Raw genomic sequence first — 23,831 nt, forward strand, 5'->3', positions numbered from 1 at the left:
CGTGTTTCTGTTATTTCTGTTTTTCTTTCGCTGCAACCCGCGCGGCTTTTTGCCGTTATGGGATCAGGGCCAGCGCCCCTTCCTGAAATCGGATCTCCCCGATGGGAAAGCCCGTCAACCCCATCATTTCGCTCAGTGTGGCGCTAAAAGTTTCGCTGAAGCTTTCGGGCAAAAAGGAAAGGCTGATATCCATATCGCCCGCCGAAATGCTTTGGGGCGTCAAGGTGATATTCTGCCCTTCTGTTTTGCAAAGGAAGCCCACGCCCAGTGAAATGCGCGAAGGCATCATGGCCATTAAAAATTTCTGTTTCATCCCCAGTTCGACCCCCTGCGCCTTTAAATAATCACGCAGATCTTCCCGGCTGGTGTATGCGCCCAAATCGATCTTGCCGCCTTCATGGATCGCCACGGTCAGCTGTTCCAGTGGAATTCCTTCCGGCAGCATCTTTTCCAGCATTGAAGCGGCATATTCCTGAGTAATAAGCATTTCGGGTTGTGCCTTTTCCTGCTGCAAAACGCTTTCCACGCTCATGCGCGGCTGATGCACCGCCATATGCTGCGCCTGTTCCCGCTTTTCAAAATAGATGCTCAACAGCAGCACCGCGCAGGTGATAAAACAGGCAATGCAAACGGCCAGATACAATCGTTCTTTTGTTTTTTCTGACATAATGATCCCTCCCGCCTGATTGATCTTTATGCGCGGAAAGAACCTTTCATGCCCCGGCTGTTTTAAAACATCAAAAACCGCTCGTCATACTGCCCCGCGCACCATAAAGAAAAATAAAAGAATCGCTGTGAATAAAAATCATTCACAGCGATTCCTGTTTTTTCAGTGTCTGCTTTTATACGGAGCTTCCGCTCGCCGATTAATACATGTCCATTCCGCCGCCCATGCCGCCGGCAGGGGCCGCAGGCTGGGGTTCGGGCTTATCGGCGACCACCGATTCGGTTGTGAGCACCATCGCTGCCACAGAAGCGGCATTCTGGAGCGCAGAACGATTGACCTTGGTTGGGTCAACGATGCCCGCTTCGATCATATCGCAATAGGTCTCGTTATAAGCATCAAAGCCATAACCGACCTTCTTGGAGTTCTTGACTTTTTCGATTACGACGCCGCCGTCTACGCCTGCGTTTGCCGCGATCTGCTTCATGGGTTCTTCCAAAGCTTTCATCACGATGCGAACGCCTGTTTTTTCGTCGCCTTCCACTTTAGAAACCAGCTTTGAAACCGCGGGAATGGCGTTCACATAAGCCACGCCGCCGCCGGCCACGATGCCCTCTTCCACAGCCGCGCGGGTTGCGTTCAGAGCGTCTTCGATACGCAGTTTCTTTTCTTTCATTTCAGTTTCGGTGGCTGCGCCCACTTTGATCACAGCAACGCCGCCGGCCAGTTTCGCCAGGCGTTCCTGCAATTTTTCGCGGTCGAATTCAGAAGTGGTGTTTTCCAGTTCGTTGCGGATCAAAGTCACACGGCCCTTGATGGCATTGGGGTCACCGGAACCGTTGACAATGATGGTGTTTTCTTTCGAAACCTTGACCTGGCCCGCATGGCCCAGCTGATCCATGGTGGCGTCTTTCAGTTCCATGCCCAGTTCGCTGGAAATCACTTCGCCGCCTGTCAGCGCCGCGATATCACGCAGCATTTCTTTTCTTCTGTCGCCGAAGCCGGGGGCTTTCACAGCCACACAGTTGAAAGTGCCGCGCAGTTTGTTCACGATCAAAGTGGAAAGCGCTTCGCCTTCGATATCTTCAGCGATGATCACCAGCTTGCGGCCCGCCTGAACCACTTGTTCCAGCAAAGGCAGCAGTTCCTGGATATTCGAGATCTTCTTATCTGTCATCAGCAGATAAGCGTCATCCATAACGGCTTCCATCTTTTCGGTGTCTGTCACCATATAGGGGGTCACATAGCCGCGGTCAAACTGCATGCCTTCCACAACTTCGCTGTAGGTTTCGGCAGTTTTCGATTCTTCCACAGTGATCACGCCGTCGGCGGTCACTTTTTCCATCGCTTCGGCGATCAGCTGGCCGATGAAATCATCACCGGAAGAAACGGCCGCAACGCGGGCGATGTCTTCTGTGCCCTTCACCTTGCGGGAATTATCTTTAATGGCTTCGATGGCTGCATCAACAGCCTTTTGAATGCCCTTGCGCACGACCATGGGGTTTGCGCCCGCCACCACATTTTTCAGGCCTTCGCGAACAAACGCCTGCGCCAGCAAAGTGGCTGTGGTTGTGCCGTCGCCGGCGATATCGTTGGTTTTGGTGGCAACTTCTTTTACCAGCTGTGCGCCCATGTTTTCAAAGGCATCTTCCAGCTCGATGTCGCGGGCAATGGTCACGCCGTCGTTTGTGATCAGCGGAGAGCCGAATTTTTTATCCAGCACAACATTTCTGCCCTTGGGGCCCAAGGTAACTTTAACAGTATCGGCCAGATGATTGATGCCGCGTTCCAGGGCGCGTCTGGCTTCTTCACCGTAGAGAATTTCTTTTGCCATGATGATCGTTCCTCCTCAATTATTCAACAATCGCGAGAATATCGTTTTCGCGGACGATGATATATTCTTCGCCCTCAATTTTCACTGTAGTGCCCGAAAACTGGCTGGTGATCACTTTATCGCCCACTTTTACCTGAATCGCATGATCTTTCAATCCGGGGCCAACGGCAATCACTTCTGCCATCTGAGGCTTTTCCTGGGCTGCGCCGGTGATGATGAGGCCGCTTTTTCTGGTCTCTTCCATTTTTACCATCTTGATGACAACTCTGTCGGTCAAAGGCTGCAATTTCATAAATAGGAACCTCCCATGAAAATAATAATCCATTCATTTGTTTTAGCACTCTCTTTATTCGAGTGCTAACAACAGTTATTATAATAGTATAGGTCCTGCGAATTTTCAAGTCTTTTCTTTAAAAACTTTTTGTTAACACGCCGAAAATGTGCTTATTCTTCTTCGGGAACTTCCTGTTCCTGCCGAGCCACCTTGACCCCCGGCGGAACGGCGAAAGGAACCGCGCTTTTCAATTCGGCCGCGGCGTGGGTGGTCATGGCGATTTCACCATCCAGATTCACGGGGAAATATTCGCCGTTTTTCTGGCGGATCTTCAAAGAATGGGCCTGCAAATGCGTGATGCACTCGGGCAGCTCGCGGTATCGCCCCTGTTTATAAGCGCCCACCACTTTTGCGGCGGTGATGCGGCTGACCTTTTTCACCAGCAAGATTTCCAAAACGCCGTCTGTAGGGTCGGCCTGCGGAACCGGGCAGAAACCGCCGCCATACCAGCGGCCGTTCGCCGCAAAAAGCATGCTGTAATCGCCGCTGTAATCGCGGCCGTCGATTTCGATTTCATAGCTTTGCCCCAGGCCGCGCAAAATGTTTTCAAAGGTCGAAAACAGATAAGGCCCTTCCTGGCCCATGAGGGGCAGGCGGCGATATTTGCGCATTCCCTGCGCCACGCGCGCATCGATGCCGACGCTGAAAACATTGATGGCCGTGCCGCAGTTGCAGGCGATATAATCCATGTCGATGATCTCGCCCTGCGTCAAAAGCGGCAGCGATGAAAATTCATAGGCCCGTTCGCCGAAAACTTTGATAAAATCGTTGCCCGTGCCTTTGGGAAAATGGGTCAGCTGAGCGTTTGGCTGCCCCGCGATGCCCGCCAGCACTTCGTTCAAAGTGCCGTCGCCGCCGCAGGCATAAAACCGCAAAAGTTCCCCCGGGCGGTTCTGGCATTCCCTTTTGGCGATCTCGGCGGCGTGCCCCGGGCGGCTCGTGATGAAAATTTCATAATCCAGATTTTCTTCATCCGCCGTTCTTTTCACAATGCTGGCGATCTCTTCCTTGCGGTCGCGGCTGCCGGCGGCAGGGTTGATGATAAACAGATGTTTCATAGCTTTTCTCACCGTATTCTGTTCCCGAATCGGTCTCTCTCTTTCCGTTTGGCGCGCTTTGCTCAGCGCGCGTTATAATACATATAAAGCTGGCATTTCAGCATGCCGTTATAGAGCTTGCGGCGTTTGGTGGCCTTGTGGCCGAAATGTTCTTCAAATTGTTCATCCATCGAGATGATATATTTTTTCAGGTCGGGGGTGTCGGCCAATGCCTTGCCGAAATCATCCGCCAGTTCTGCCGCCGATTCCACATCCAGCAGCCGCTGGCCATAGGGCGGGTTTGTGATCAGAACGCCCTTGCGCCCGGTGTAATGCACCCCCAGCGCGTCGGCGCGGCGAATGGTCATCAAATCGGCCACCCCCGCCCGTTTGGCGTTATCCATGGTCAGCTGCACGCATTCCGCCGAAATATCCGAAGCGGTGATCGGCAATTTTTCATAGCTTTCGCCGGCGATCGCCTCTTCTTTCAGCTGCTGCCAAAAAGCCGTGTCATAAAAGGCCCATGCTTCGGCGTCGAATGCTCTTCTTGCGCCGGGCATGATCTTCGCGGCGGCCATCGCCGCTTCGATGGCGATGGTGCCCGAACCGCACATGGGGTCGATCATCTCTTCACGGCCGCGGTAACGGGCGATCTTCACCAAAGAAGCCGCCAGGGTTTCTCTCAGCGGGGCTTCCCCTGCCGCCGTGCGGTAACCGCGCTTATAAAGCGGTGTGCCGGTGGTATCCAGATAGATCTCGCACAGATCGTTCATCAGCGAAAACTGGATCTGATATTTCACGCCGGTTTCTTCAAACCAGTTGATGCCATATGCCTGGCTCAGCCGTGAAACCGCGGCTTTTTTGATGATTTTCTGGCAGTTGGGCACACTGTGAAGCTGGGAGCCGATGGAATAACCCTTCACGGGGAAAGCGCTGTCCGTCTGCACATAAGCTTCCCAGGGGATGGCCTTTGTGCCTTCAAAAAGTTCATCGAAAGTGGTGGCGCGAAAAGAGGCCAGCCGCAACAAAACACGCTCGCCGCAGCGCATGATGATATTGGCGCGCGCCGCGTCTTTCATCCCGCCTTCAAAATATACACGCCCGTTTTCTGCCTGAACCTTTTCAAAGTGGTTGAACTTCAGCTCATCGGCCACAAGCCCTTCCACGCCCAGCAGACAAGGAACGCAAAATACATTACTCATTCTTGATACCTATCCTTTTCTTGCGGTTTTTCACCGCTTCACTTATTATGTCAGATTCCCGCCTTATACACAAGCTTTTCACGAAAAAAAGCTCTTTTTTACGCACTTTCTTTTCATAATTTTCTTTTTTGATTTTTATCGTTTATTCCCGTGAAAAAACCCATCCCCCGCATTTTTGCAAAGGATGGGTTTGAATTTTTTAGGGGTGCGGCGTGTTGGTTCCTCCGCCCTGATTGCCGCTATTGCCGTTTCCGTTTTCGGGTTCTGTGGGCTTCGTGGGCTTTGTTGGCGTTTCGGGTGTTTCTGTCTGCCCGCCGTTGTTGCCCGAATTGGGGTTCGATGGCTTCGTGTCGCCCTCTCCCGGTTCTTCCGTGGGTTTGTTGCCGTTATTTGTGGCGTTATGCACCGTGCAGGATTCTTTTGGCACGATATATTTGGAATCGGATACCGCTACGCTGACGGGGAAATTGCGGGTGATATCCAGCATGCCCACCGTTTTTACGCGGTCAGCCGGGCAGAATTCCGTAGCCTTCTGCAAAGTATCCATATCCACTTTAACGCCCACATGAACATCGCATTGTTTCTTGGGCACATCTTCTTTTGCCACGCGCCCGCTCGTGATGCGCGAACCGCGCGGATCGGCCGAGCAATATTCGTTGGCCAGAAGGCCGCTGTCAAGACAATAGTTCACGGTAACATATTCCGTTTTCCGCTCGAACTGCGCATTGGGCAGGCCGGCGTGCACTTCCTGCATCACAGCCTTCCACAGCGCCAGCGCCGGGTTGCTGCTGACGCCTTTTACCACCTGGGGCGTGTCATAGCCAAACCACACGCCGCCCGTATAATAAGGGGTCAGGCCCATGAACCAGCGGTCGTAATCATCATCGGTGGTGCCGGTTTTGCCGCCGGTTTCAATGCCCTGGATCTTGGCGCGGGCGCCGGTACCCTGCGGGCCGGTCACAACATTCGTTAAAAGATCCAGCATATAATCGGCCGTTTTCTGCGACATGGCCACGGTGGTTTGAGATTCATTATCCAGCAGCACTTCGCCCTTGGCGTCATAGACTTTCGTATAAACGCGGGGCTTGGTGTATTTGCCGTCATTGCCGAAGGCGCAATAGGCCGCCGTCATTTCCATCACAGAAACACCGTCTGTAAGGCCGCCCAGCGCCAGGGGGCTGTAATCCACATCGGAAAGCTTAAAGGTCTGGCCTTTTTTATTGGTGATCGTGCGCGATTCCACAAGCGATTCCAGGCCCATGTTCAGGTGGGCGAAATCGAAAGCTTTGCGGGGCGTCAGTTCCTGAAGCAGCCCCACGGGAATCGTGTTGGTGGAAAGTTCCACCGCTTTTTTAACCGTCATGCGGCCCGACCAAACCCCACCGTTTGTGGAGTTTTTCGGCCAGCCGCTGGCCTTGATGGAAAAATTCTTCGGTACATCATCCAATACGGTGATGGGAGTGATAAGCCCATATTCGATGGCCGGCGCATAAACGCTGATGGGCTTGATGGAAGAACCGGGGCTTCGTTTGGTTCGCGTGGCGCGGTTCAAAACCAGATTGCCCTCTTTAACGCCGCGGCCGCCATACATGGCCACCACATTGCCCGTGTGCTGATCCATGATCACCATGGCCGCCTGGGGCATCTTTCCGTCTTTCCCCAAAACGCCGGGGAAGTTTTTTGTATCCTGGAACACCGCATCCACTTTACTCTGCACTTCGGGATCGATGGTGCTGACAATGGTCAGGCCGCCGGTATAGATCATCTGCTTGGCAAAAGTTTTGCTGTAACCCTTCTGCTCCATCAGATCTTCCACCACGGTGTTAAACACTTCATCCACAAAATAAGACCATGGCTTTTCCTGCGCGTCGATGCTGGGGTCGCGGGTCAGCACCAGTTCTTCCGCATCCGCCGCTTCTTTTTCTTCTTTGGTGATATATCCTTCGGCCAGCATCTGTTTCAAAACAAGGCTGCGGCGCTCTTTATTGAACTGCGGGAACCGATAAGGGTCATATTTATAAGGGTTCTTGGTGATGCCGGCAATGGCGGCGCATTCGGCCAGCGAGAGATCTTTCGGCTCTTTGCCGAAATAAGTCAGCGCCGCGGTTTTTACGCCGTTTGCCCCCTGCCCCAGATAGATCGTATTCATATACATCTCAAGGATGTCATCTTTTTCATATTTTTTATCCAGTGCCATCGCGCGCATGATTTCGGCCACTTTGCGCTTGACCGAGGTCTCATCTTCGCCCGTCAGATTTTTGATAAGCTGCTGGGTGATGGTGGAACCACCGCCGAAATTATCGCGGAAATGCAGCACATAGTTAGCCGCGGCGCCGAAGGTTCGTTTCCAATCCACGCCGCCGTGTTTATAAAAACGCGCGTCTTCGATGGCTACAAAGGCATGCTGAAGATTTTTGGGGATCTCATCCAGATCGGCCCACACGCGGTTTTCACTGCCATGCAGCTCTTCCAGCGTTTTTTGCTCACCGGTGTTTTTATCTTCATAAACCACCTTGCTTGTGAAGTTTAAACGGAATTCTTCTAAATTGATGTCGATATTCGGATTGATGTATTTATGCACATAAATCGCGAAAGCCATGCCGCAGATGGCCATTGTGGTGACGCCGATCAATAAAATCGACAGCAGCACAAACGGCAGCGGCCGCATTCCGTTGAACATCCTTTTCGTTGTTTTTTTCTTTTGTGTACTCATTGATTCTCTCCTTTCAAAGGAAACACGCGATGGCGGCAAAACATCCGCCACAAGGGCTTGCTTGAGGCTCTTCGCAGGGAAATCGCAGGCTGCACATTTACGATACTATCGCCTTCAAAAGTATACTGAAAACTTCTTGTGGCTTGGCTTCTCATCGCCTGCAAAACAGCTGAGGTCCTTCTGCCGTGAAATGTCGGAACTTTTCACCGCCGCAGACGGGCCATAAAAGCAGCATCATAACCGCCACGCGTTTTTTATACCGCGAATGCGAAGCATGAACGGTATAAAGTGGCCGGCGCTGTAAGCGGGCCATAAAAGCAGCATCATAACCGCCACGCGTTTTTTATACCGTGGATGCGAAGCATGAACGGTATAAAGTGGCCGGCGCTGTAAGCGGGCCATAAAATCAGTATAATAACCGCCACGCGGTTATTATACCGTGAATGCGAAGCATGAACGGTATAAAGTGGCCGGCGCTGTAAGCGGGCCATAAAATCAGTATAATAACCGCCACACGGTTATTATACCACATTTAGATTGAAATGCCACTAAAATTCACGATGCCCGGGTATAATTTGCCTGTTATTGGCAATCATAGGAATATTAATGCGAAAGGAGTCCATTTCCATGCGTTCAAAAAAATGGCGTCTTGGCGTTCTTTCCTGTGCCTTTGTTTGTGCGGTGGGTCTTTCTGCCGGCGCAATGCTCCATTCTTCCTCCACCGCAGCGACAGTTCCGCCGAAATCCACCGTTTCTTCCGTTCCTTTGCAGGAATCCCCTCTTTATATTCTGCGCGATTATAACGGAAAAATTGCTGTCTTTCCTTCTTTTGATGCGCAAACCCCTAATTTTGTCACCGATTTTGATGTGGCGGCCCTGCCCCAGCAAGACCGTCAATATCTCGCCGAAGGCATTCCGCTGAAAACCGCCGAAGAACTTCAGCAGATCTTGGAAGATTACGGCAGCTGAACCGGTTTCTATCCGCTTTTTCGATAAATTCTTTCTTATTCATCGATATTCGTGATGTGATTTATGACGCATTGACGCATCGAACCGACACTGATATAATAGGAACGATAAAGTTCGACTGTTTTTCAAGCCGAAAAGTTCCCATTTTTTCTATGGAGGCATATAAAATGTTTCGGATCGATGCAAGAGGGCAAGCTTGCCCCAAACCCGTTTTAATGACAAAAGCCGCCGTTTTGAAAGGCGAAAAAGAAATTGAAACCACCGTGGATAATATCACCGCCGTGGGTAACCTCCAGCGTTACGCGGCAAGCGCCGGCTATACCTTCGCGCAAAAGCAGGAAGGCAGCGATTATATTCTGACCATGGTGAAAGACGCCGCGGCATCCGCCGACGCCCCTTCTTATGAAGACACCTCGTGGTCGGTTTTCGTCACCGAAAAGCAGCTGGGCAGCGCGGATAACGAGCTGGGCCACAACCTGATCAAAATGTATTTCTACACCCTGACCCAAATGGATAACCCGCCTTCTGTGGTGGCTTTCCTCAACGAGGGCGTAAAACTGCCCTGCCAGGAAGAGCAGATCATCGACAGTTTAAAGGCCTTGATTGAAAAAGGCACTAAAGTAATGGTTTGCGGCACCTGCCTCAACTTCTATGGTCTGATGGATCAGCTGGGCTGCGGCATCGTCAGCAATATGTATGAAATTTTAGAAGCAGTTACCTCCTGCGGAAAGATGATGAAAATCTGATGCAGCAAAATTTCTACATCATTTCTTTTGAAAACACCCATACCGCCATGCTGGCGCAAAAGCTTTTAAAAGAGCATTACAAGATCACGGTGGTTCCCACCCTGCGCGAAATTTCCCAAAGCTGCGGCATCTCTGTGATCCTGCCCGAACTTTCCCGCGAAGAAGCCGTTTCTGCCGTGCAGTCGATGCAGCTGGAAAAAGGCCTTTATCAGCTTTATTTCGTTTGCGGCGCGCCGCCTGCCAGAACGGTGGAACCCATCGAAGCTTAACCCCATAACCTGTAAGAGTGATATGGCCATCGCCATATCACTCTTTTTTCTTTTTTTACGCTTTTTATTGTCATGCTCATGGTTTTTTGCTATGATGAAAGGAGCTTAACCATGAGTTGTTTTGAAAGGCTTCTCTGTGCCTCTCTGCGAGATCCCCATTCCCGGCGTTTTTTCTGATCTGCGCCGGTGTTTGCCGAAACCAGCCGCAGGCCACAGCACTTTCAAAAAAGCCAGAGCAAAAAGAAGAGAGTGTGTATTTATGGAATTCAGTTTGCGCGCATTGTTGATCGTATGCCCTTTGGTCTTTTTAGCCGGTTTTGTCGATTCCGTGGCCGGCGGCGGTGGGCTGATCTCGATTCCGGCCTATGTTTTCGCCGGGCTTCCCATGCATTTTGCCTATGGCACCAATAAATTCGCCGCAGCAACAGGCACCTGTGTTTCTTCTTTTACTTATTTCAAAAGCGGCAATGTCCACTTGAAAACCGCCCTTTTTTCGGGCGCGGGCGCGCTTGTGGGCGCTTGGCTGGGCAGCCAGCTTGCCATGATTTTAAAAGAAGAAGTGCTGCGTTATTGCCTGATGATCATTTTGCCGCTGGCAGCTATTTTCATTTTGTTCAACCGCAAGTTCGGCGAGAATGAAGATGGGCATGAAGAAGTGAAGCATCTTTATCCCAAAGCGCTTTTGATCGGCCTTGGGCTGGGCGCTTATGATGGCTTTTTCGGCCCCGGAACCGGAACCTTCCTCATCATTCTGTTCTGCCTGGTGCTGAAGCTTCCGCTCATCACCTCTTCGGGCAACGCCAAACTCACGAATCTGGCTTCTAATGTGGCCTCTGCCATCGCTTATATGTCCGGCGGCAAAGTTCTTTACTGGCTGGCCGTGCCGGCCGCGCTTTCTATGATCGCGGGCAATTATCTCGGGGCCCACCTGGCCATCAAAAACGGCGCGAAATTCATCAAGCCCATCATTGTTCTGGTCATCGTGCTGCTGCTGTTCAAAATCGTCACCGAAATGTTCTTTTAAATCACACTTTTCCCGCCGATGGCATCTTTGCTTTCGGCGTTTTTTTTGCCGCGCCATCTGTGTTTCTGCTGTTTTTCTTTCTTGCCTGCTCCGCTTGATGGGTGCTTTTCTCCTTCTGCGTGCCTTACCGCCGCGCCCCCTGCTCTCCCACCGCGCCGCTTTTGCTCTTGCGCATTCTTGCGCCAACGGCTTTTACCTTGCCCGTCAGAGTGCCGATAACATAAAAATGCGGTGATCTTCGATAAAAAAGATCACCGCATTTTGCTTTAGTTTTTTACATCATCTGGCGGCGCCATGAAAGGTTCATGGTTCCATCCTGCATGATTGCAAGATTTTCCAGTGATTTGCCGGTGCCCAGTGCTACGCAGGAAACCGCATCATCAGCCACGCGGGTAACAATGCCTGTCTTAGATTCGATCAGCTTATCGAAGCCATAGATCAAGCATCCGCCGCCTGTCATCACGATGCCGTTGGTGGCGATATCGCCCACCAGTTCGGGGGCTGTGCGCTCCAGCACATTATGAACCGCTTCCACGATCTTTGCCGAAACTTCTTCAAAAGCTTCCATCAGCTCGGTGGAAGTCACCGTGAATACACGGGGCAGGCCCGTCATCAGGCAGCGCCCTTTCACTTCCATGGTGGTTTCTTCGGGGCGGGGATAAACACAGCCGATGTTGATTTTCAAATCTTCGGCTGTGCGTTCGCCGATCAGCACATTATGCTTGCGGCGCACATATTTGACGATGGCTTCATCGAATTTATCGCCGGCCACTTTGATGGAGGTGGATTCAACGATGCCGCCCAAAGAGATCACGGCCACATCGGTTGTGCCGCCGCCGATATCCACGATCATGTTGCCATCAGGCTTTGCGATATCGATGCCGGCGCCAATGGCAGCGGCCACAGGCTCTTCGATCAGATATACTTTTTTGGCGCCCGCCTGTGTGCCGGCGTCGATCACGGCGCGTTCTTCCACTTCGGTGATGACACTGGGAACGCAGATGACCACATTGGGCTTTAACAAACGGAAGCCCAAGACTTTTTTGATAAATTCCTTGATCATTTTTTCGGTCATTTCATAATCTGAAATAACGCCTTCGCGCAAGGGGCGCACAGCAATGATATTGCCGGGGGTTCTGCCCAGCATCGCCTGTGCATCGGCGCCAATGGCCAAAATTTTGCCGCTGGTTTTATCCACGGCAACCACAGAAGGTTCGCTGAGAACGATTCCCTTCCCTTTTACATAGACCAATACAGAAGCTGTACCCAGGTCGATTCCGATATCTCCGGTTGACATATATTCCATACTCCTTTTCTCCGGCGGGAAAGCTTTTCACAGCACATCCGCCACCGCCGGCCGGTTATTCTGAGCTGCTTTACCATTTATGCAAATTTCTTCTGTTATTTCTTCCTTTTTTTTGAAAAAACATCAAAATCACATTCATAAAGCTTATTATAACCAATAAAAAAAATCTTTTCAAGCCATTTTAAGCTCTCTTGACCGTTTTCGCAAAAGTCGCATACAGAATTTTTTCCGCGCCCGCCATTTTCAGCATTCTGGCGCATTCTTCCACCGTTGCGCCGGTGGTAAAGGTATCATCCACCACCAAAACGCGAAGGCCCTGTAATTCGCCTTGCCTGCATCGCGCCCGAAACGCCCCCAAAACATTGGCCCGTCTCTGCGCCGCCGTCAGCCGATACATGGGTTTTGTCTTTCTGATTTTTTTCAGCAGCGCAAAACAGGGCTTGTCCGTTTCTGCCGCCATGCCCAGCGCCAGTTCTTTGGCCTGATCGTAACCGCGCTTCCACAGGGTGGAATAATGAACGGGAACCCAGGTGATCACATCAAAATCCCATGGCTGGTTTTTCAGCGCTTCGGCCATCCCGCGGGCCATCATCGCCGCGGCGCGCCGTTTCCCCTGAAATTTAAAACGATGCATTCCCCGGCGAACAACGCCGTCATATTGCGCCACAGAAATGCCGCCGTCGATAAAAGCATTTCGCTCGCCGGGCCGCAAGACCCGCAGTTTTTCGAATTCTTCGGCGCAGGCAGCGCAAAGCGGCTCTTCCCCCTCTTTCAGCAGGCATCCGCAAAAAACGCATCGCCGCGGAAACAGCAGCTTTTTAACCCATTCGTTCTTCATATAGATGCCTTAAGCGATATTTCAGCGCGCAATATCGCCTGTTTTTCTGGTTGCTTTCCACCATTTTTGTCACCACCGAAGCTTTGCCCACCAATACCAGCAGCTTTTTGGCGCGGGTGACGGCGGTATAAAGAATGCTGCGGTTGAGCAATCGTTCCGGCGCCTGAAACACCGGCAAGATCACTGCCTCATATTCGCTGCCCTGTGATTTATGGGCGGTGATGGCATAGGCCGGCTCCAGCTGATACAGGTCATCAAACGAATAACCCGCCACTTTATCATCGAACCGCGCCACCAAAACTTTTTCCTGCTTATCGATCAGCGTGATCGTTCCGGTGTCGCCGTTAAAAATCCCCGTTCCGATCTCGGCGGTCTTTTCGCTTTGCCAAACGATATCATAATTGTTTTTGATCTGCATCACACGATCGCCCAGCCGCAGCTGATAAGGCCCGGCTTTCACTTCGGCGCGGCCATCCCCCGCGGGGTTCAGATATTCCTGCAAAATCCGGTTCATCGAAACCGTGCCGCACATCTGCTGGCGCGTGGGGCAGATCACCTGTATATTCTGCGGATCGATGCCGAATTTTTTGGGGATGCGTTCTGCCACAAGGCTGGCCACCGTCTGCACGGCTTCTTCGGGCGAAGCGGCCGCGGAAAAATAAAAATCGCCTGTTTTGTTCCACAGCTCAGGCATCAGGCCCTGATTGATGCGATGGGCGTTCATCACGATCTGGCTGCCCTGCGCCTGTCTGAAAATTTCCGTCAGCCGAACCGCCGGAACAAATTCACAGGAAAGCAGATCGGCAAAAACGCTCCCCGCCCAAACGGGGGGCAGCTGGTCGGCGTCGCCGATCAAAACCAGGCGAGTATGGGGTTTCATGGCGTCTAACAAAGAAGCCGTCAGCGAAATATCCAGCATCGAAGCCTCGTCCACAATGATGACATCGGCATCGATGGGGTTTTCTCTTCCGCGTTTAAACTTCATTCTGCCTTCTTCGGGGGAATACAGCGCTTCCAGAAGGCGATGCAGGGTTTTGGCTTCTTCGCCGCTCAGCTCGGTCATTTTTTTGGCTGCGCGGCCCGTTGGCGCGCAAAGCACCACCGAAAGGCCGTTGCTTTTCAGCGCGTGGATCATGCCCAACACCGCGGTGGTTTTGCCTGTGCCCGGGCCGCCGGTCACCAGCGAAAGCGCGTGAGAAAAGCATAATTCCACCGCCTGTTTCTGCAGGGGCGCATATTCGATGGCGTGTTCTTTTTCGGCCTGTCTCACCAGTTTATCCAGGTTTTTGGGCGGCATCAGCTTCATGCTCAAAAGCCGCATCACTTCATCGGCAACGCTGTTTTCATAGCGGAAAAGGGTTTCCAGATAGATCATTTCCTTGCCGGCCACCATCTGGCTCACCACGCTGCCGCGTTCCAGCAATTCTTCCAGGTGGCGCTCGATCTCGCCCGGCTCGGCGCCGCAAAGGGCGGCTGTTGCCCGAATCAGTTTATCCCGCGGAATAAAACAGTGGCCGCTTTGCAAATTGAAGGTCAGTTCATATAACACCGCGGCGCGCAGCCGAACGGCGCTTTGCGGGTCAAGGCCCAATTGCTCCGCCACACGGTCGGCTTCATGAAAATCAAGCCCGAACCGCTCGTCGCACAGCAGATACGGGTCTTCCTTCATCGCGCCCACCGCCGCGTCGCCATAAAGCTTATAAACGCCGGGCGCCAGATAAAGCGGCAGATCGTTTGCCGTGAAAAATTCCAAAAGCGCCCGCATGGCGTTGCCGCGCAAAAAGTTCTCTTGAATTTCCAGCGCTTTTTTCAGGCTCATGCCCCGAATTTCCGCAAGCTTTTCGGGGGCGTTGGCGATCACTTCAAACGCTTCTTCCCCGAAATTTTCCACCACCAGCCGCGCTGTTTTGGGGCCGATGCCTTTCACGGCGCGGCCCGCCAGATATTGATAGATCCCATTCACCGTGGAAGGCATGATCCGCTCATAGGCAGAAACGGAAAATTGCGGCCCATATTCGGGATGCGTCACATAACTGCCGCAGGCGATCATGCTTTCGCCCGCGCCCAGCCCCGGCATCACCCCCGTGATCACGAGGTTTGCGCCGTCGTCGGTTTCCATCCGCGCCACCGTCCAGCCGTTGTTTTCATTTTGATAGATCAGCGCGCGCACGGTGCCTTCAATTTTTTCCATTTCCTTTTCGTTCATGCTCTCACCTCTTTTTTGCCCCCTCTTCGGGCAGCCGCTCTGTTTTTTCACAAACATACCATTCCGCTTCAGGATATTCCATTTTCCGCAGCAGCTTCAGCCAGCCCGCTGTCCAAAGCTCTTTTTCCCCCTGCAATTTTTCCGGGTCGATCAAAAGGCAGAGAGTAAACCGGCCTTTCAGCCGCCAAATCAAAAACATCCGAAGCGCTTCACGCAAAATTGCCGCCGCACCCACCGCCGCCAAAACGCTTACCAAAGCTTCCGAAAAAATGCCGCAATCCACATCGATCCCTCCTTCTTATAGGCAGGATATGCGGTTTGCGGCAATTTTGTTTCTTCTGCGGCGTTTCCCGCGTGATTGCTTAAACGGTTGCGTTATTTACTTTTGCAAAGTCCATTTCACGCCCTGGGGGGTGTCTTCCAAAACAATGCCGCGGGCTTTCAGCTCATCGCGGATCTGATCGGCTTTTGCGAAATTTTTCTCTTTTCTTGCCTGCTGGCGCTGAGCAATCAGCTCTTCGATTTCTTCATCCAGCGAATGTTCGGCCTGCTGAGGCTCGGCCGCTTTGGCGGCGGCTTTCATCAAATTCAGCGAAAGAACCTGATCGAATTCAGCGATCAGCGCTTTTTTAGTGGCGTCATTCAGATCGGCCTTCAATACATCATATAAAGCCGTGATGCCCAAAGAAGTGTTCAGGTCGTTATCCATGCCCTCGCGGAACACCGCGCGCAGCTGTTCTGCGCCCGCTTCGTCGATGGCTTCGCCCTCTTTGGGCTGCAGTGCCGCGATGCGGCCCACCAGTTTCTGATATGCGGTCGCCGCGTTATCCATGCCCTCATAAGAGAACACCAGCGATTTGCGGTAATGCGACTGCAGGCAGAAGAAGCGATAGACCATCGGGTCATAGCCCTTGGATTCCAGCAGCGATACGGTGAGAAATTCGCCCTTGCTCTTGCTCATTTTGCCGCTGTTTGTGTTCAGATGGTGCACATGGAACCAGTAATTGCACCATTTATGGCCGAAATAGGCTTCGCTTTGAGCGATCTCGTTGGTATGGTGGGGGAAAGCGTTATCGATGCCGCCGCAATGGATATCCAGATATTCGCCCAGATATTTGCTGCTGATGCAGGAGCATTCGATATGCCAGCCCGGGTAACCAACGCCCCAGGGGCTATCCCATTTGAGTTCCTGATCATCGAATTTCGATTTGGTGAACCACAAAACAAAATCGGTTTTGTTGCGCTTGTTGGTGTCTTCTTCCACCCCTTCGCGCACGCCCACGGCCAGATCTTCCTGATCCTGCTTGTTGAAAACATAATATTCTTTCAGCTTGGAAGTGTCGAAATAAATATTGCCGCCCGCTTCATAGGCATAGCCCTTTGCCATCAGCCCTTCGATCATCTGGATGAAGCTGTCGATGCAGTTGGTTGCGGGTTCCACCACATCGGGGCGCTTGATATTCAGTTTTTCGCAATCGGCAAAAAACGCGTCGGTATAAAACTTCGCGATCTCCATCACGGTTTTATGTTCACGCTTGGCGCCCTTGAGCATCTTATCTTCGCCGGTATCGGCATCACTGGAAAGATGGCCCACATCGGTGATATTCATCACGCGCTTCACATCATATCCCACATAACGCAGATATTTTTCCAGAACATCTTCCATAATATAGCTGCGCAGGTTGCCGATATGCGCAAAATGATAAACCGTCGGGCCGCAGGTATACAGATTCACCTTGCCGGGTTCATTGGGAACGAATTCATCTCGCTGTCTTGTTAACGAGTTATATAAACGCATCTTCTTTCTCCTTTATCTCTTTATTTTTTGGAGGTCGCGCCTTCGGCCACAATATCCCAGTTGCGCTTCATATAATCATAACCGGAATATAAAGTAACCAGTGTCATTGCCCAGGCTGTAACGGAATTGATGGTTTCCCAAGGCATTTCTACATTTTTGGCTTCGAAAATCGCCACCAGGAACAGCACCACCACGCCCACGATCTGAATGGTGGTCTTCACTTTTCCCGACCATGCGGCGGCCATCACGCGGCCTTTGCCCATGGCAACCGTTCTCAGTGAAGTGATGATGAATTCTCTTGCCAAAATGATGAAAACCATCACCGAAGACATCTGCCCGCGCTGCACAAAAATCACCAAAGCGGCGCAGACCAGCAGTTTATCTGCCAAAGGGTCAACAAATTTTCCGAAATCGGTGATTTGATTATAGTGGCGCGCAATATAGCCATCGATAAAATCGGTGCAGCTGGCCACGATAAACAATGTCATTGCCGCGATATCCATTGCAATTGTGCCCTGCAGGGCACAATAGATGAAAAACGGAATCATCGCCATACGGATCAGGGTTACCTTATTTGCCGTTGTCATATTCTTTCCTCTTTATATTTTTATTCTGTGATCTCGCCATAAAGCTCTGCGCCGACGCCGCTTTCGATCTTCACCTGAACAAAAGTGCCTTCGGCCACTTCTTCCTCGGAATAGAAATAAACGATGCCGTCTACCTCGGGGGAATCCATATAGGTTCTGCCAAAATACAGCTCATGGTCTTCATCATAGCCGCAGCAAAGCACGGTTTGAACCGAATCCACCAAAGTCTGCGAAAATTGATCCATCACGGCATCCTGCAGATCCAGCAGAGTTTGCAGCCGCTGCTGTTTCACCGTTTCCTCGATCTGATCGGGCATTTCGGCCGCCACAGAACCTTCTTCGCGGGAATAGGCAAACACGCCTGCGCGCTCCAGCTTATATTCATCTAAAAAGCGATAAAGCTCTGTAAATTCTTCTTCGGTTTCGCCGGGAAAGCCCACGATGAGCGAAGTTCTGATCACCGCATCAGGGAACATTTCACGAATTTTCGTCACTCTCTGGCGAATCAGTTCCCCATCGCCGCGCCGGTTCATGCTTTTTAAAACGCGGTCGCTGATGTGCTGCATGGGGATATCAAAATAGTGCAGCGCCTTGGGGTTGCGCGCCATCACTTCCAAAAGCTCATCATCCAGCTCATCGGGATAAAGATAATGGATGCGCACCCATTCGATGCCGTCTATGGCGCAAAGCGCTTCCACCAGCTGGGGCAGCGTTCTTTTGCCGTAAAGATCCGTTCCGTAACGGGTGGTATCCTGGGCGATCAGCATCAGTTCTTTGCAGCCCTCGGCGGCAAGCCGGCGCGCTTCTTCCAGAATATGCTCCATCGTGCGGCTGCGGAACGGGCCGCGCAGCGAAGGGATCACGCAATAGGCGCAATGGTTGTTGCAGCCTTCGGCGATGCGCAGATAAGCGGAATAGGGCTTTGTCAAAAGCACACGGCCGCCTTCCAGCGCCGCTTCCGCGCTGGAACGCAGATAGGCCTTCTTTTGGCCCTCCAGCGCGCTTTTCACCGCTTCTGCGATATCGGTATAACTGCCTGTGCCGCAAACGGCATCCAGTTCGGGCAGTTCTTTTAAAATTTCATCGGCATATCGCTCTACCAGACAGCCGGTGGCGATCAGCGCCTTGAGCCGGCCCTGTTTTTTCATCTCGGCCGTTTCCAAAATCGTGTCGATCGCTTCCTGTTTCGCCGCGTCGATAAACCCGCAGGTGTTCACGATGGCCACATCGGCCATGCTGAGATCTTCTGTGATCTCCATCCCTTCCTGGCGCAGCAGCTGCAGCATTTGCTCGGAATTCACCAGATTTTTGGCGCATCCGAGAGAATTCATGTGTATTTTTATGGGCACGGTTCGTTTTCCTCCTGATTGCAATAGATATCCAGCGCCGCGTTGATCTGTTCCCAGCTGAAGCCACGCCGATAAAGGCCGTTGGCCGCTTTGCGCAGCACTTTTTGATCTGTTTTATCGCTGCGTATCGTTTTTTCCAGATACCGCAGCATCTGCTCGGCGCAGGGTTCGAAATCGGCGGTGGCTTCCTGCGCCACTTCTTTCGGAACCCCCTTGCGATGCAGCTCCTGCATCACCTTCTGGCGGCCAAAACCGCGCCCCGCATAATGTCGAAGGATCATTTGGGCATATTCCGCGTCGTTGATGGCGTTCATCTCTTTCAGGCGGGCCACCGCATAATCGATGGCGTCTTCCTCAAATTCCTTTGCGCGCAGCTTTTCACGCAGCTGGCTTTCAGCAAGCATGCGCGGCGCCAGCACACGGGCCGCATAATCCAGCGCTTTTTTTCGGGTTTCCTGCTGATCCATGATTACTCTTTATCGTCTTCGAAATCATCGGCGAAAACTTCCACGCCGCCCTTTGCCGCGCTCTTGCCGGCGGATTTTGCGGGCGCGGCCGCGGTTTCGGCGGAAGCGGTGTTTTTCGCGTCTTCCTGCTTGTTTTGATTGAGCAGAATTTCTTTGATCTTCTTTTCCAAAGCGTCGGCTTCATCGGGATGCTCGCGGAAATATTGTTTTGCCGCGTCGCGCCCCTGGCCCAAGCGGTTCTCGCCCATCGAATACCATGCGCCGCTTTTTTGCACCAGATCGAATTTTGTGCCCAGATCCACCAGTTCGCCCACTTTTGAAATGCCTTCGCCATACATGATATCGAATTCCGCTTCTTTGAACGGCGGCGCCATTTTGTTTTTGACCACTTTCGCGCGGGTTCTGCTGCCGATATTGGTCGTGCCGTTTTTGATATGTTCCGTGCGGCGGATCTCCAAACGAACGCTGGAATAGAATTTCAGCGCGCGGCCGCCCGTTGTGACTTCGGGGTTGCCGTAAACGACGCCCACTTTTTCACGCAGCTGGTTGATGAAGATCACCACGCAGTTGCCTTTGGCGATGGCACCCGCAAGCTTTCTGAGCGCCTGCGACATCAGGCGGGCATGCAGGCCCACGAAAGAATCGCCCATATCTCCTTCGATTTCAGCGCGGGGAACCAGCGCCGCCACGCTATCCACAACGATCACATCCACAGCGCCGCTGCGAACCAGAGCTTCGGTGATTTCAAGCGCCTGCTCGCCCGTATCGGGCTGAGAAACCAGCAAACGGTCGATATCCACGCCCAGCGCCTTGGCATAAACCGGGTCTAAGGCGTGTTCCGCGTCGATAAACGCGGCCTCGCCGCCTTCTTTTTGGGCCGAAGCCACCACATGAAGCGCCATGGTCGTTTTGCCGGAAGATTCCGGCCCATAGATCTCAACGATTCTGCCGCGGGGCAGGCCGCCGATGCCCAGCGCAATATCCAAACCGATAGAGCCCGTGGGGATCGCTTCCACATTCATTGCTGTATTTTCACCCAGACGCATCACGGAACCTTTGCCATATTGCTTTTCGATCTGCGCCAGTGCTGTTTCCAATGCTTTTTTCTTATCCAATTGAGTTGCCTCCTTATTTCCATGTTTCGGATAGCATCAGTATACTATGCGCCACCGAAAAATGCAACATTTGTTCGATTTTCCAAAAGAATTTTATTGCACAGCGGTAACAACGCGTTCGACCCCCGCGAGATCGGAAATCACTTCCACCGAGCGGAACCCGGCTTCCTGCAAGATCTGTTCCACCTGTTCATGCTGGCCGATGCCGCATTCAAACGCCAGCATCCCGCCGGCTGTCAGCGCACCCTTGAAGCCTTGTGTGACGCGGCGATAAAAATCAAGACCGTCTTCGCCGCCATCCAGCGCCAGATGCGGCTCAAAATCCTTCACGCTGTGGTCGAGGGTCAGCACTTCCGCGCTGGGGATATAGGGCGGGTTGCAAACGATCAGATTAAATTTTCCCAAAGCCGGCTGGCAGGGTTCTTTTGCATCCTGCTCCACCGTGATGCCGCGAAAAGTCAGGCGATGCTTTACCAGATTGTCTTTTGTCACCTGCAGCGCGTCTTCGGAAATATCGGCGAAGACGCCGCTGATGGTATCGGGCAGATTTTTCAAAAGCGCGATGCCCACGCATCCGCTGCCGCAGCAAAGATCGAGGATGCGGCCGCGTTCGCGGTCTTTAAAGAATTTCAGCCCTGCATCCACCAGTGTTTCGGTGTCGGCTCTGGGGATCAGCACCTGCGGCGTCAGCTCAAATGTAAGCGAATAAAAATCCCATTCGCCGATGATATGTGCCAGCGGTTCTCCGGAAAGCCTTCTTTCTTTCAGCGCTTCCAGTCTGGCCAGCTGTTCATCGAATAAAAAACTGCCGCTGCGTTCGTTCAGTTCTTCCCGCGGGATCTCCAACGCATAAGCCAAAAGTTCTTTTGCTTCAAGGGGCGCAGAAAGAATGCCTTGATGGCGCAGCTCATTTCTCAAATCAAGATACACATCACTAATGGTATTCACCATATTCTTCTTACCACCTGTCTTCTCCGATATTTTCGGGGATCACGCTTTTCAGCGCCTCGATCCCCACTTCGATCATGCCGTCATCCGGTTCATAGGTTGTAAAACGCTGTAAAAACAGCCCCGGGGCCCGCAGCATTTTGGAAAAGCCGTTGTCGTGGCGGCCTACCCAGCGGTTGATCTCATAGCTGATGCCCACCACCACCGGCAGCAGCACCAGACGCATCACCATGCGCATCCAGGGGTTTGTCCAGGATACCACCGAAAAAACCAGAATGCTGATGATCATCACCACGAACAAAAAGCTTGTGCCGCACCGGGGATGAAAACGGCTGTGGCGGCGCACATTTTCCACCGTCAGCTCTTCGCCGCTTTCATAACAGGCGATGGTTTTATGTTCGGCGCCGTGATACATATAAGTGCGTTTGATATCACTTTGTTTCGAAGTGATGATAATGAACGCGAGAAAAATAAAAATCCTCACGCCGCCCTCCAGCAGATTGCGCGCCACCACCGAGCTGGTCTCGCTGACGAAAAAACCGGCCAGCAGCGTGGGCAGCAGGATAAACAGGCCGACAGGCAGCAAAATGCCCATCATCAGGGCAAAGCCCATCATCAGTTTATCCAGTTTCTGCGCGCCCAATTTTCTTTCGAGCCATTTTTCAAAGCGCGAAGGCTCTTCATCGCTTTCCGCAAAAAAATCGGCGGAATAGGTCAGCGCGGCAAGGCCGAATTTCATCGAGTTCCAGAAATTCACCACGCCACGCGCCAAAGGCAGGCGCGCCACGGGGTTTTTCACCGCGGTGCCCACCTCTTCGATTTTATTGATCAATTCTCCCTGTTGGTTGCGCACCACAATGGAAGTTTTTTGGGGGCCGCGCATCAGAATGCCTTCGATCAGCGCCTGCCCGCCGATGGTGGTTTTATATTGTTCCTGCCGGTTTGTCATCGTTTCCTCCGCTCTGCGAGGTCATCGGCAGACGAATCACCACCGTTGTTCCTTCGCCATATACACTTTCGATATCCATTTTGCCGTCGTGCATTGCCACGATCTCATCGCAAACGGCAAGGCCGATGCCCGCGCCGCGCTGGCGTGAACTGCCCTTGAAAAACTTTTCTTTCACCAGCGGCAGCTCTTCGGCGGGAATCCCCTGCCCGTAATCGCGGATGCGCACCACCGCCATGCCGCCTTCGGGGCGAATATCCAGATCGATCTTTTTCCCGCTCTGGCCATATTTCGCCGCGTTGTCGATCACATTCAAAAACACCTGGCGCAAACGGTTTCGATCGCCATTGATGATCACGGGGTCTTCCGGTTCGGTATAGTGGACTTCCATCCCTTCCTGCTTGAGCATTTCGGTATAAACGAACACGGCGTCATATAATTCGCCGCGCAGATCGAACAATTCGGTCTGCAGCTTCAATCTGCCGCTTTCGATGCGTGAGAAATCCAGCAATTCTTCCACCATCTGCGAAAGGCGCGTGGTCTCTTTTTTGATAATGCCCAGCCCCAGTTTCACGGTGTGGGGGTCATCCAGATCGTTTTCGATGGTTTCTGTCCAGCCGCCGATGGCCGTCAAAGGCGTTCGCAGTTCATGGGAAACAGAAGAAATGAAATCATTCTTCAGCTTTTCCATGCGGGCGATCTCGCTTGACATATGGTTCAGTGTAGAGCAAAGTTCGCCCAGCTCATCGTTGAATTCCATTTCCAGACGCACGCCATACTGCCCCTGCCCCAGTTTCTTGGCAAGATCATTGATCTTCAAAACAGGGTTCACGATGGAATGGATGAAGAACTGGTTCGTCACAAAGATCAAAACCAAAACCACCACAGCGCCGCTGAACAGCAGCAGATAGATCCTGCTGACCTGCCGATCCAGCAGTTTCAGCGAAGAAACATATCTCACCGCGCCGATCAGCGTTCCGTTTTGCTGATAAACCGGCGCCGAAACAGCCATAATGCGTTCTTCCGTCAACGGGTCATACCCGGTGAAATCCGCCGGTTCGCCTGTTTGCAGGCATTGGGAAACATCGGTGGTGGCGGGCACAAACCCCGCCAGCAGGCCGGTGGAAGAAAACATCACGCGGCCATAAGCATCGATGACCTGCATTTCCATTTTATCTTTATAGCTGAAATTCGTGGTTTCCTGATCGGCATAATGATAAAACTCGTTATAGGTCGAGGTCATATAGCGGTTAAGATATTGCGAAGTGGAATTGGCGCGGCTCTTCAAGCTGTTATAAAGCGAATCAAAATAATAGTTTGTGGTGGCGGCCCCCGCGGCGATGAAAATGATCGCCAGCAGCAGCACGACGATGCTCAGGTTGTTTAACAGCCAGCGCCGCTTGATGCCGCTGGGCACCAGTTTTTCGATTTGAAGTTTTAAGCTGTGCTGTTCCTGTTTTTTATTTTCTTCCATGCTTT

General features: G+C 52.3%; 22 protein-coding genes. 4 read left to right on the forward strand and 18 right to left on the reverse strand.

Translation table 11 applies throughout. The features are described 5' to 3' along the window. Positions 1 to 55: 55 nt before the first annotated feature. The 6 genes from ACJA3I_RS09565 to ACJA3I_RS09590 all read right to left on the reverse strand — a co-directional run bounded on the left by ACJA3I_RS09565 (position 56) and on the right by ACJA3I_RS09590 (position 7,784). Entirely contained in the window at positions 56 to 667 is a 612-nt protein-coding gene (locus ACJA3I_RS09565) for a hypothetical protein (RefSeq protein ID WP_458862375.1), read from the reverse strand. Between the two features lie 199 nt (positions 668 to 866). Continuing rightward, positions 867 to 2,498, reverse strand: coding sequence for a chaperonin GroEL (gene groL / locus ACJA3I_RS09570; protein ID WP_458862376.1), 1,632 nt, complete (start codon positions 2,496 to 2,498; stop codon positions 867 to 869). A 19-nt stretch (positions 2,499 to 2,517) separates the two neighbouring features. Beyond that, entirely contained in the window at positions 2,518 to 2,790 is a 273-nt protein-coding gene (locus tag ACJA3I_RS09575; RefSeq protein ID WP_458862377.1) for a co-chaperone GroES, read from the reverse strand. A 152-nt stretch (positions 2,791 to 2,942) separates the two neighbouring features. Next, positions 2,943 to 3,890, reverse strand: coding sequence for a diacylglycerol/lipid kinase family protein (locus tag ACJA3I_RS09580; protein ID WP_458862378.1), 948 nt, complete (start codon positions 3,888 to 3,890; stop codon positions 2,943 to 2,945). Positions 3,891 to 3,952: 62 nt separating this feature from the next. Continuing rightward, positions 3,953 to 5,071 carry a THUMP domain-containing class I SAM-dependent RNA methyltransferase gene (locus ACJA3I_RS09585; RefSeq protein WP_458862379.1) on the reverse strand — a complete coding sequence of 373 codons (1,119 nt, stop codon included), beginning with the start codon at positions 5,069 to 5,071 and terminating at the stop codon, positions 3,953 to 3,955. A 199-nt stretch (positions 5,072 to 5,270) separates the two neighbouring features. After that, a complete protein-coding gene (locus ACJA3I_RS09590) occupies positions 5,271 to 7,784 on the reverse strand; it encodes a transglycosylase domain-containing protein (protein ID WP_458862380.1) in 2,514 nt (837 codons plus the stop codon). A 627-nt stretch (positions 7,785 to 8,411) separates the two neighbouring features. Here ACJA3I_RS09590 and ACJA3I_RS09595 point away from each other — a divergent pair. The 4 genes from ACJA3I_RS09595 (at position 8,412) to ACJA3I_RS09610 (ending at position 10,792) form a co-directional block, all read left to right on the forward strand. After that, complete coding sequence (locus tag ACJA3I_RS09595; RefSeq protein ID WP_458862381.1) at positions 8,412 to 8,753, forward strand: BofC C-terminal domain-containing protein; 342 nt, start codon at positions 8,412 to 8,414, stop codon at positions 8,751 to 8,753. A gap of 167 nt (positions 8,754 to 8,920) precedes the next feature. Next, the gene (gene yedF, locus ACJA3I_RS09600) at positions 8,921 to 9,499 is read left to right on the forward strand and encodes a sulfurtransferase-like selenium metabolism protein YedF (protein WP_458862382.1); all 579 of its coding nucleotides are present in this window, start codon (positions 8,921 to 8,923) and stop codon (positions 9,497 to 9,499) included. Then, on the forward strand, positions 9,499 to 9,768 hold the full coding sequence (locus ACJA3I_RS09605) for a DUF3343 domain-containing protein (RefSeq protein WP_458862383.1): 270 nt from the start codon (positions 9,499 to 9,501) through the stop codon (positions 9,766 to 9,768). Before yedF ends, ACJA3I_RS09605 begins: the two co-directional genes overlap by 1 nt. Positions 9,769 to 10,027: 259 nt before the next feature. Continuing rightward, positions 10,028 to 10,792 carry a sulfite exporter TauE/SafE family protein gene (locus ACJA3I_RS09610; RefSeq protein WP_458862384.1) on the forward strand — a complete coding sequence of 255 codons (765 nt, stop codon included), beginning with the start codon at positions 10,028 to 10,030 and terminating at the stop codon, positions 10,790 to 10,792. Positions 10,793 to 11,066: 274 nt separating this feature from the next. Here the strand turns inward: ACJA3I_RS09610 and mreB are convergent, their stop codons facing one another. The 12 genes from mreB to ACJA3I_RS09670 all read right to left on the reverse strand — a co-directional run bounded on the left by mreB (position 11,067) and on the right by ACJA3I_RS09670 (position 23,826). Further along, a complete protein-coding gene (gene mreB / locus ACJA3I_RS09615; protein ID WP_458862385.1) occupies positions 11,067 to 12,089 on the reverse strand; it encodes a rod shape-determining protein MreB in 1,023 nt (340 codons plus the stop codon). 190 nt (positions 12,090 to 12,279) lie between these two features. Further along, the gene (locus ACJA3I_RS09620) at positions 12,280 to 12,936 is read right to left on the reverse strand and encodes a ComF family protein (RefSeq protein WP_458862386.1); all 657 of its coding nucleotides are present in this window, start codon (positions 12,934 to 12,936) and stop codon (positions 12,280 to 12,282) included. Then, on the reverse strand, positions 12,917 to 15,142 hold the full coding sequence (recD2, locus tag ACJA3I_RS09625; protein ID WP_458862387.1) for an SF1B family DNA helicase RecD2: 2,226 nt from the start codon (positions 15,140 to 15,142) through the stop codon (positions 12,917 to 12,919). Before recD2 ends, ACJA3I_RS09620 begins: the two co-directional genes overlap by 20 nt. A 4-nt stretch (positions 15,143 to 15,146) precedes the next feature. Beyond that, positions 15,147 to 15,425, reverse strand: a complete 279-nt coding sequence (locus tag ACJA3I_RS09630; protein WP_458862388.1) for a hypothetical protein — start codon at positions 15,423 to 15,425, stop codon at positions 15,147 to 15,149. Positions 15,426 to 15,521: 96 nt separating this feature from the next. Next, entirely contained in the window at positions 15,522 to 16,940 is a 1,419-nt protein-coding gene (gene cysS, locus ACJA3I_RS09635; protein ID WP_458862389.1) for a cysteine--tRNA ligase, read from the reverse strand. 20 nt (positions 16,941 to 16,960) lie between these two features. Next, positions 16,961 to 17,527 carry a CDP-diacylglycerol--glycerol-3-phosphate 3-phosphatidyltransferase gene (gene pgsA / locus ACJA3I_RS09640; RefSeq protein WP_458862390.1) on the reverse strand — a complete coding sequence of 189 codons (567 nt, stop codon included), beginning with the start codon at positions 17,525 to 17,527 and terminating at the stop codon, positions 16,961 to 16,963. 20 nt (positions 17,528 to 17,547) lie between these two features. Then, complete coding sequence (rimO, locus tag ACJA3I_RS09645) at positions 17,548 to 18,876, reverse strand: 30S ribosomal protein S12 methylthiotransferase RimO (RefSeq protein ID WP_458862391.1); 1,329 nt, start codon at positions 18,874 to 18,876, stop codon at positions 17,548 to 17,550. Beyond that, entirely contained in the window at positions 18,867 to 19,343 is a 477-nt protein-coding gene (locus tag ACJA3I_RS09650; protein WP_458862392.1) for a regulatory protein RecX, read from the reverse strand. The genes rimO and ACJA3I_RS09650 overlap by 10 nt, the downstream gene beginning before the upstream one ends. A gap of 2 nt (positions 19,344 to 19,345) precedes the next feature. After that, positions 19,346 to 20,458, reverse strand: a complete 1,113-nt coding sequence (recA, locus tag ACJA3I_RS09655; RefSeq protein ID WP_458862393.1) for a recombinase RecA — start codon at positions 20,456 to 20,458, stop codon at positions 19,346 to 19,348. Positions 20,459 to 20,551: 93 nt separating this feature from the next. Then, positions 20,552 to 21,409, reverse strand: a complete 858-nt coding sequence (gene prmC, locus ACJA3I_RS09660; protein WP_458862394.1) for a peptide chain release factor N(5)-glutamine methyltransferase — start codon at positions 21,407 to 21,409, stop codon at positions 20,552 to 20,554. A gap of 7 nt (positions 21,410 to 21,416) precedes the next feature. Beyond that, positions 21,417 to 22,355: a DUF1385 domain-containing protein gene (locus tag ACJA3I_RS09665; RefSeq protein ID WP_458862395.1), complete on the reverse strand. Its 939-nt coding sequence runs from the start codon at positions 22,353 to 22,355 to the stop codon at positions 21,417 to 21,419. Beyond that, positions 22,330 to 23,826 carry a sensor histidine kinase gene (locus ACJA3I_RS09670; RefSeq protein WP_458862396.1) on the reverse strand — a complete coding sequence of 499 codons (1,497 nt, stop codon included), beginning with the start codon at positions 23,824 to 23,826 and terminating at the stop codon, positions 22,330 to 22,332. Before ACJA3I_RS09670 ends, ACJA3I_RS09665 begins: the two co-directional genes overlap by 26 nt. Between the last annotated feature and the right edge of the window lie 5 nt (positions 23,827 to 23,831).

This window comes from Acidaminobacterium chupaoyuni (assembly GCF_047936785.1).
Taxonomy (GTDB): domain Bacteria; phylum Bacillota; class Clostridia; order Oscillospirales; family Butyricicoccaceae; genus Acidaminobacterium; species Acidaminobacterium chupaoyuni.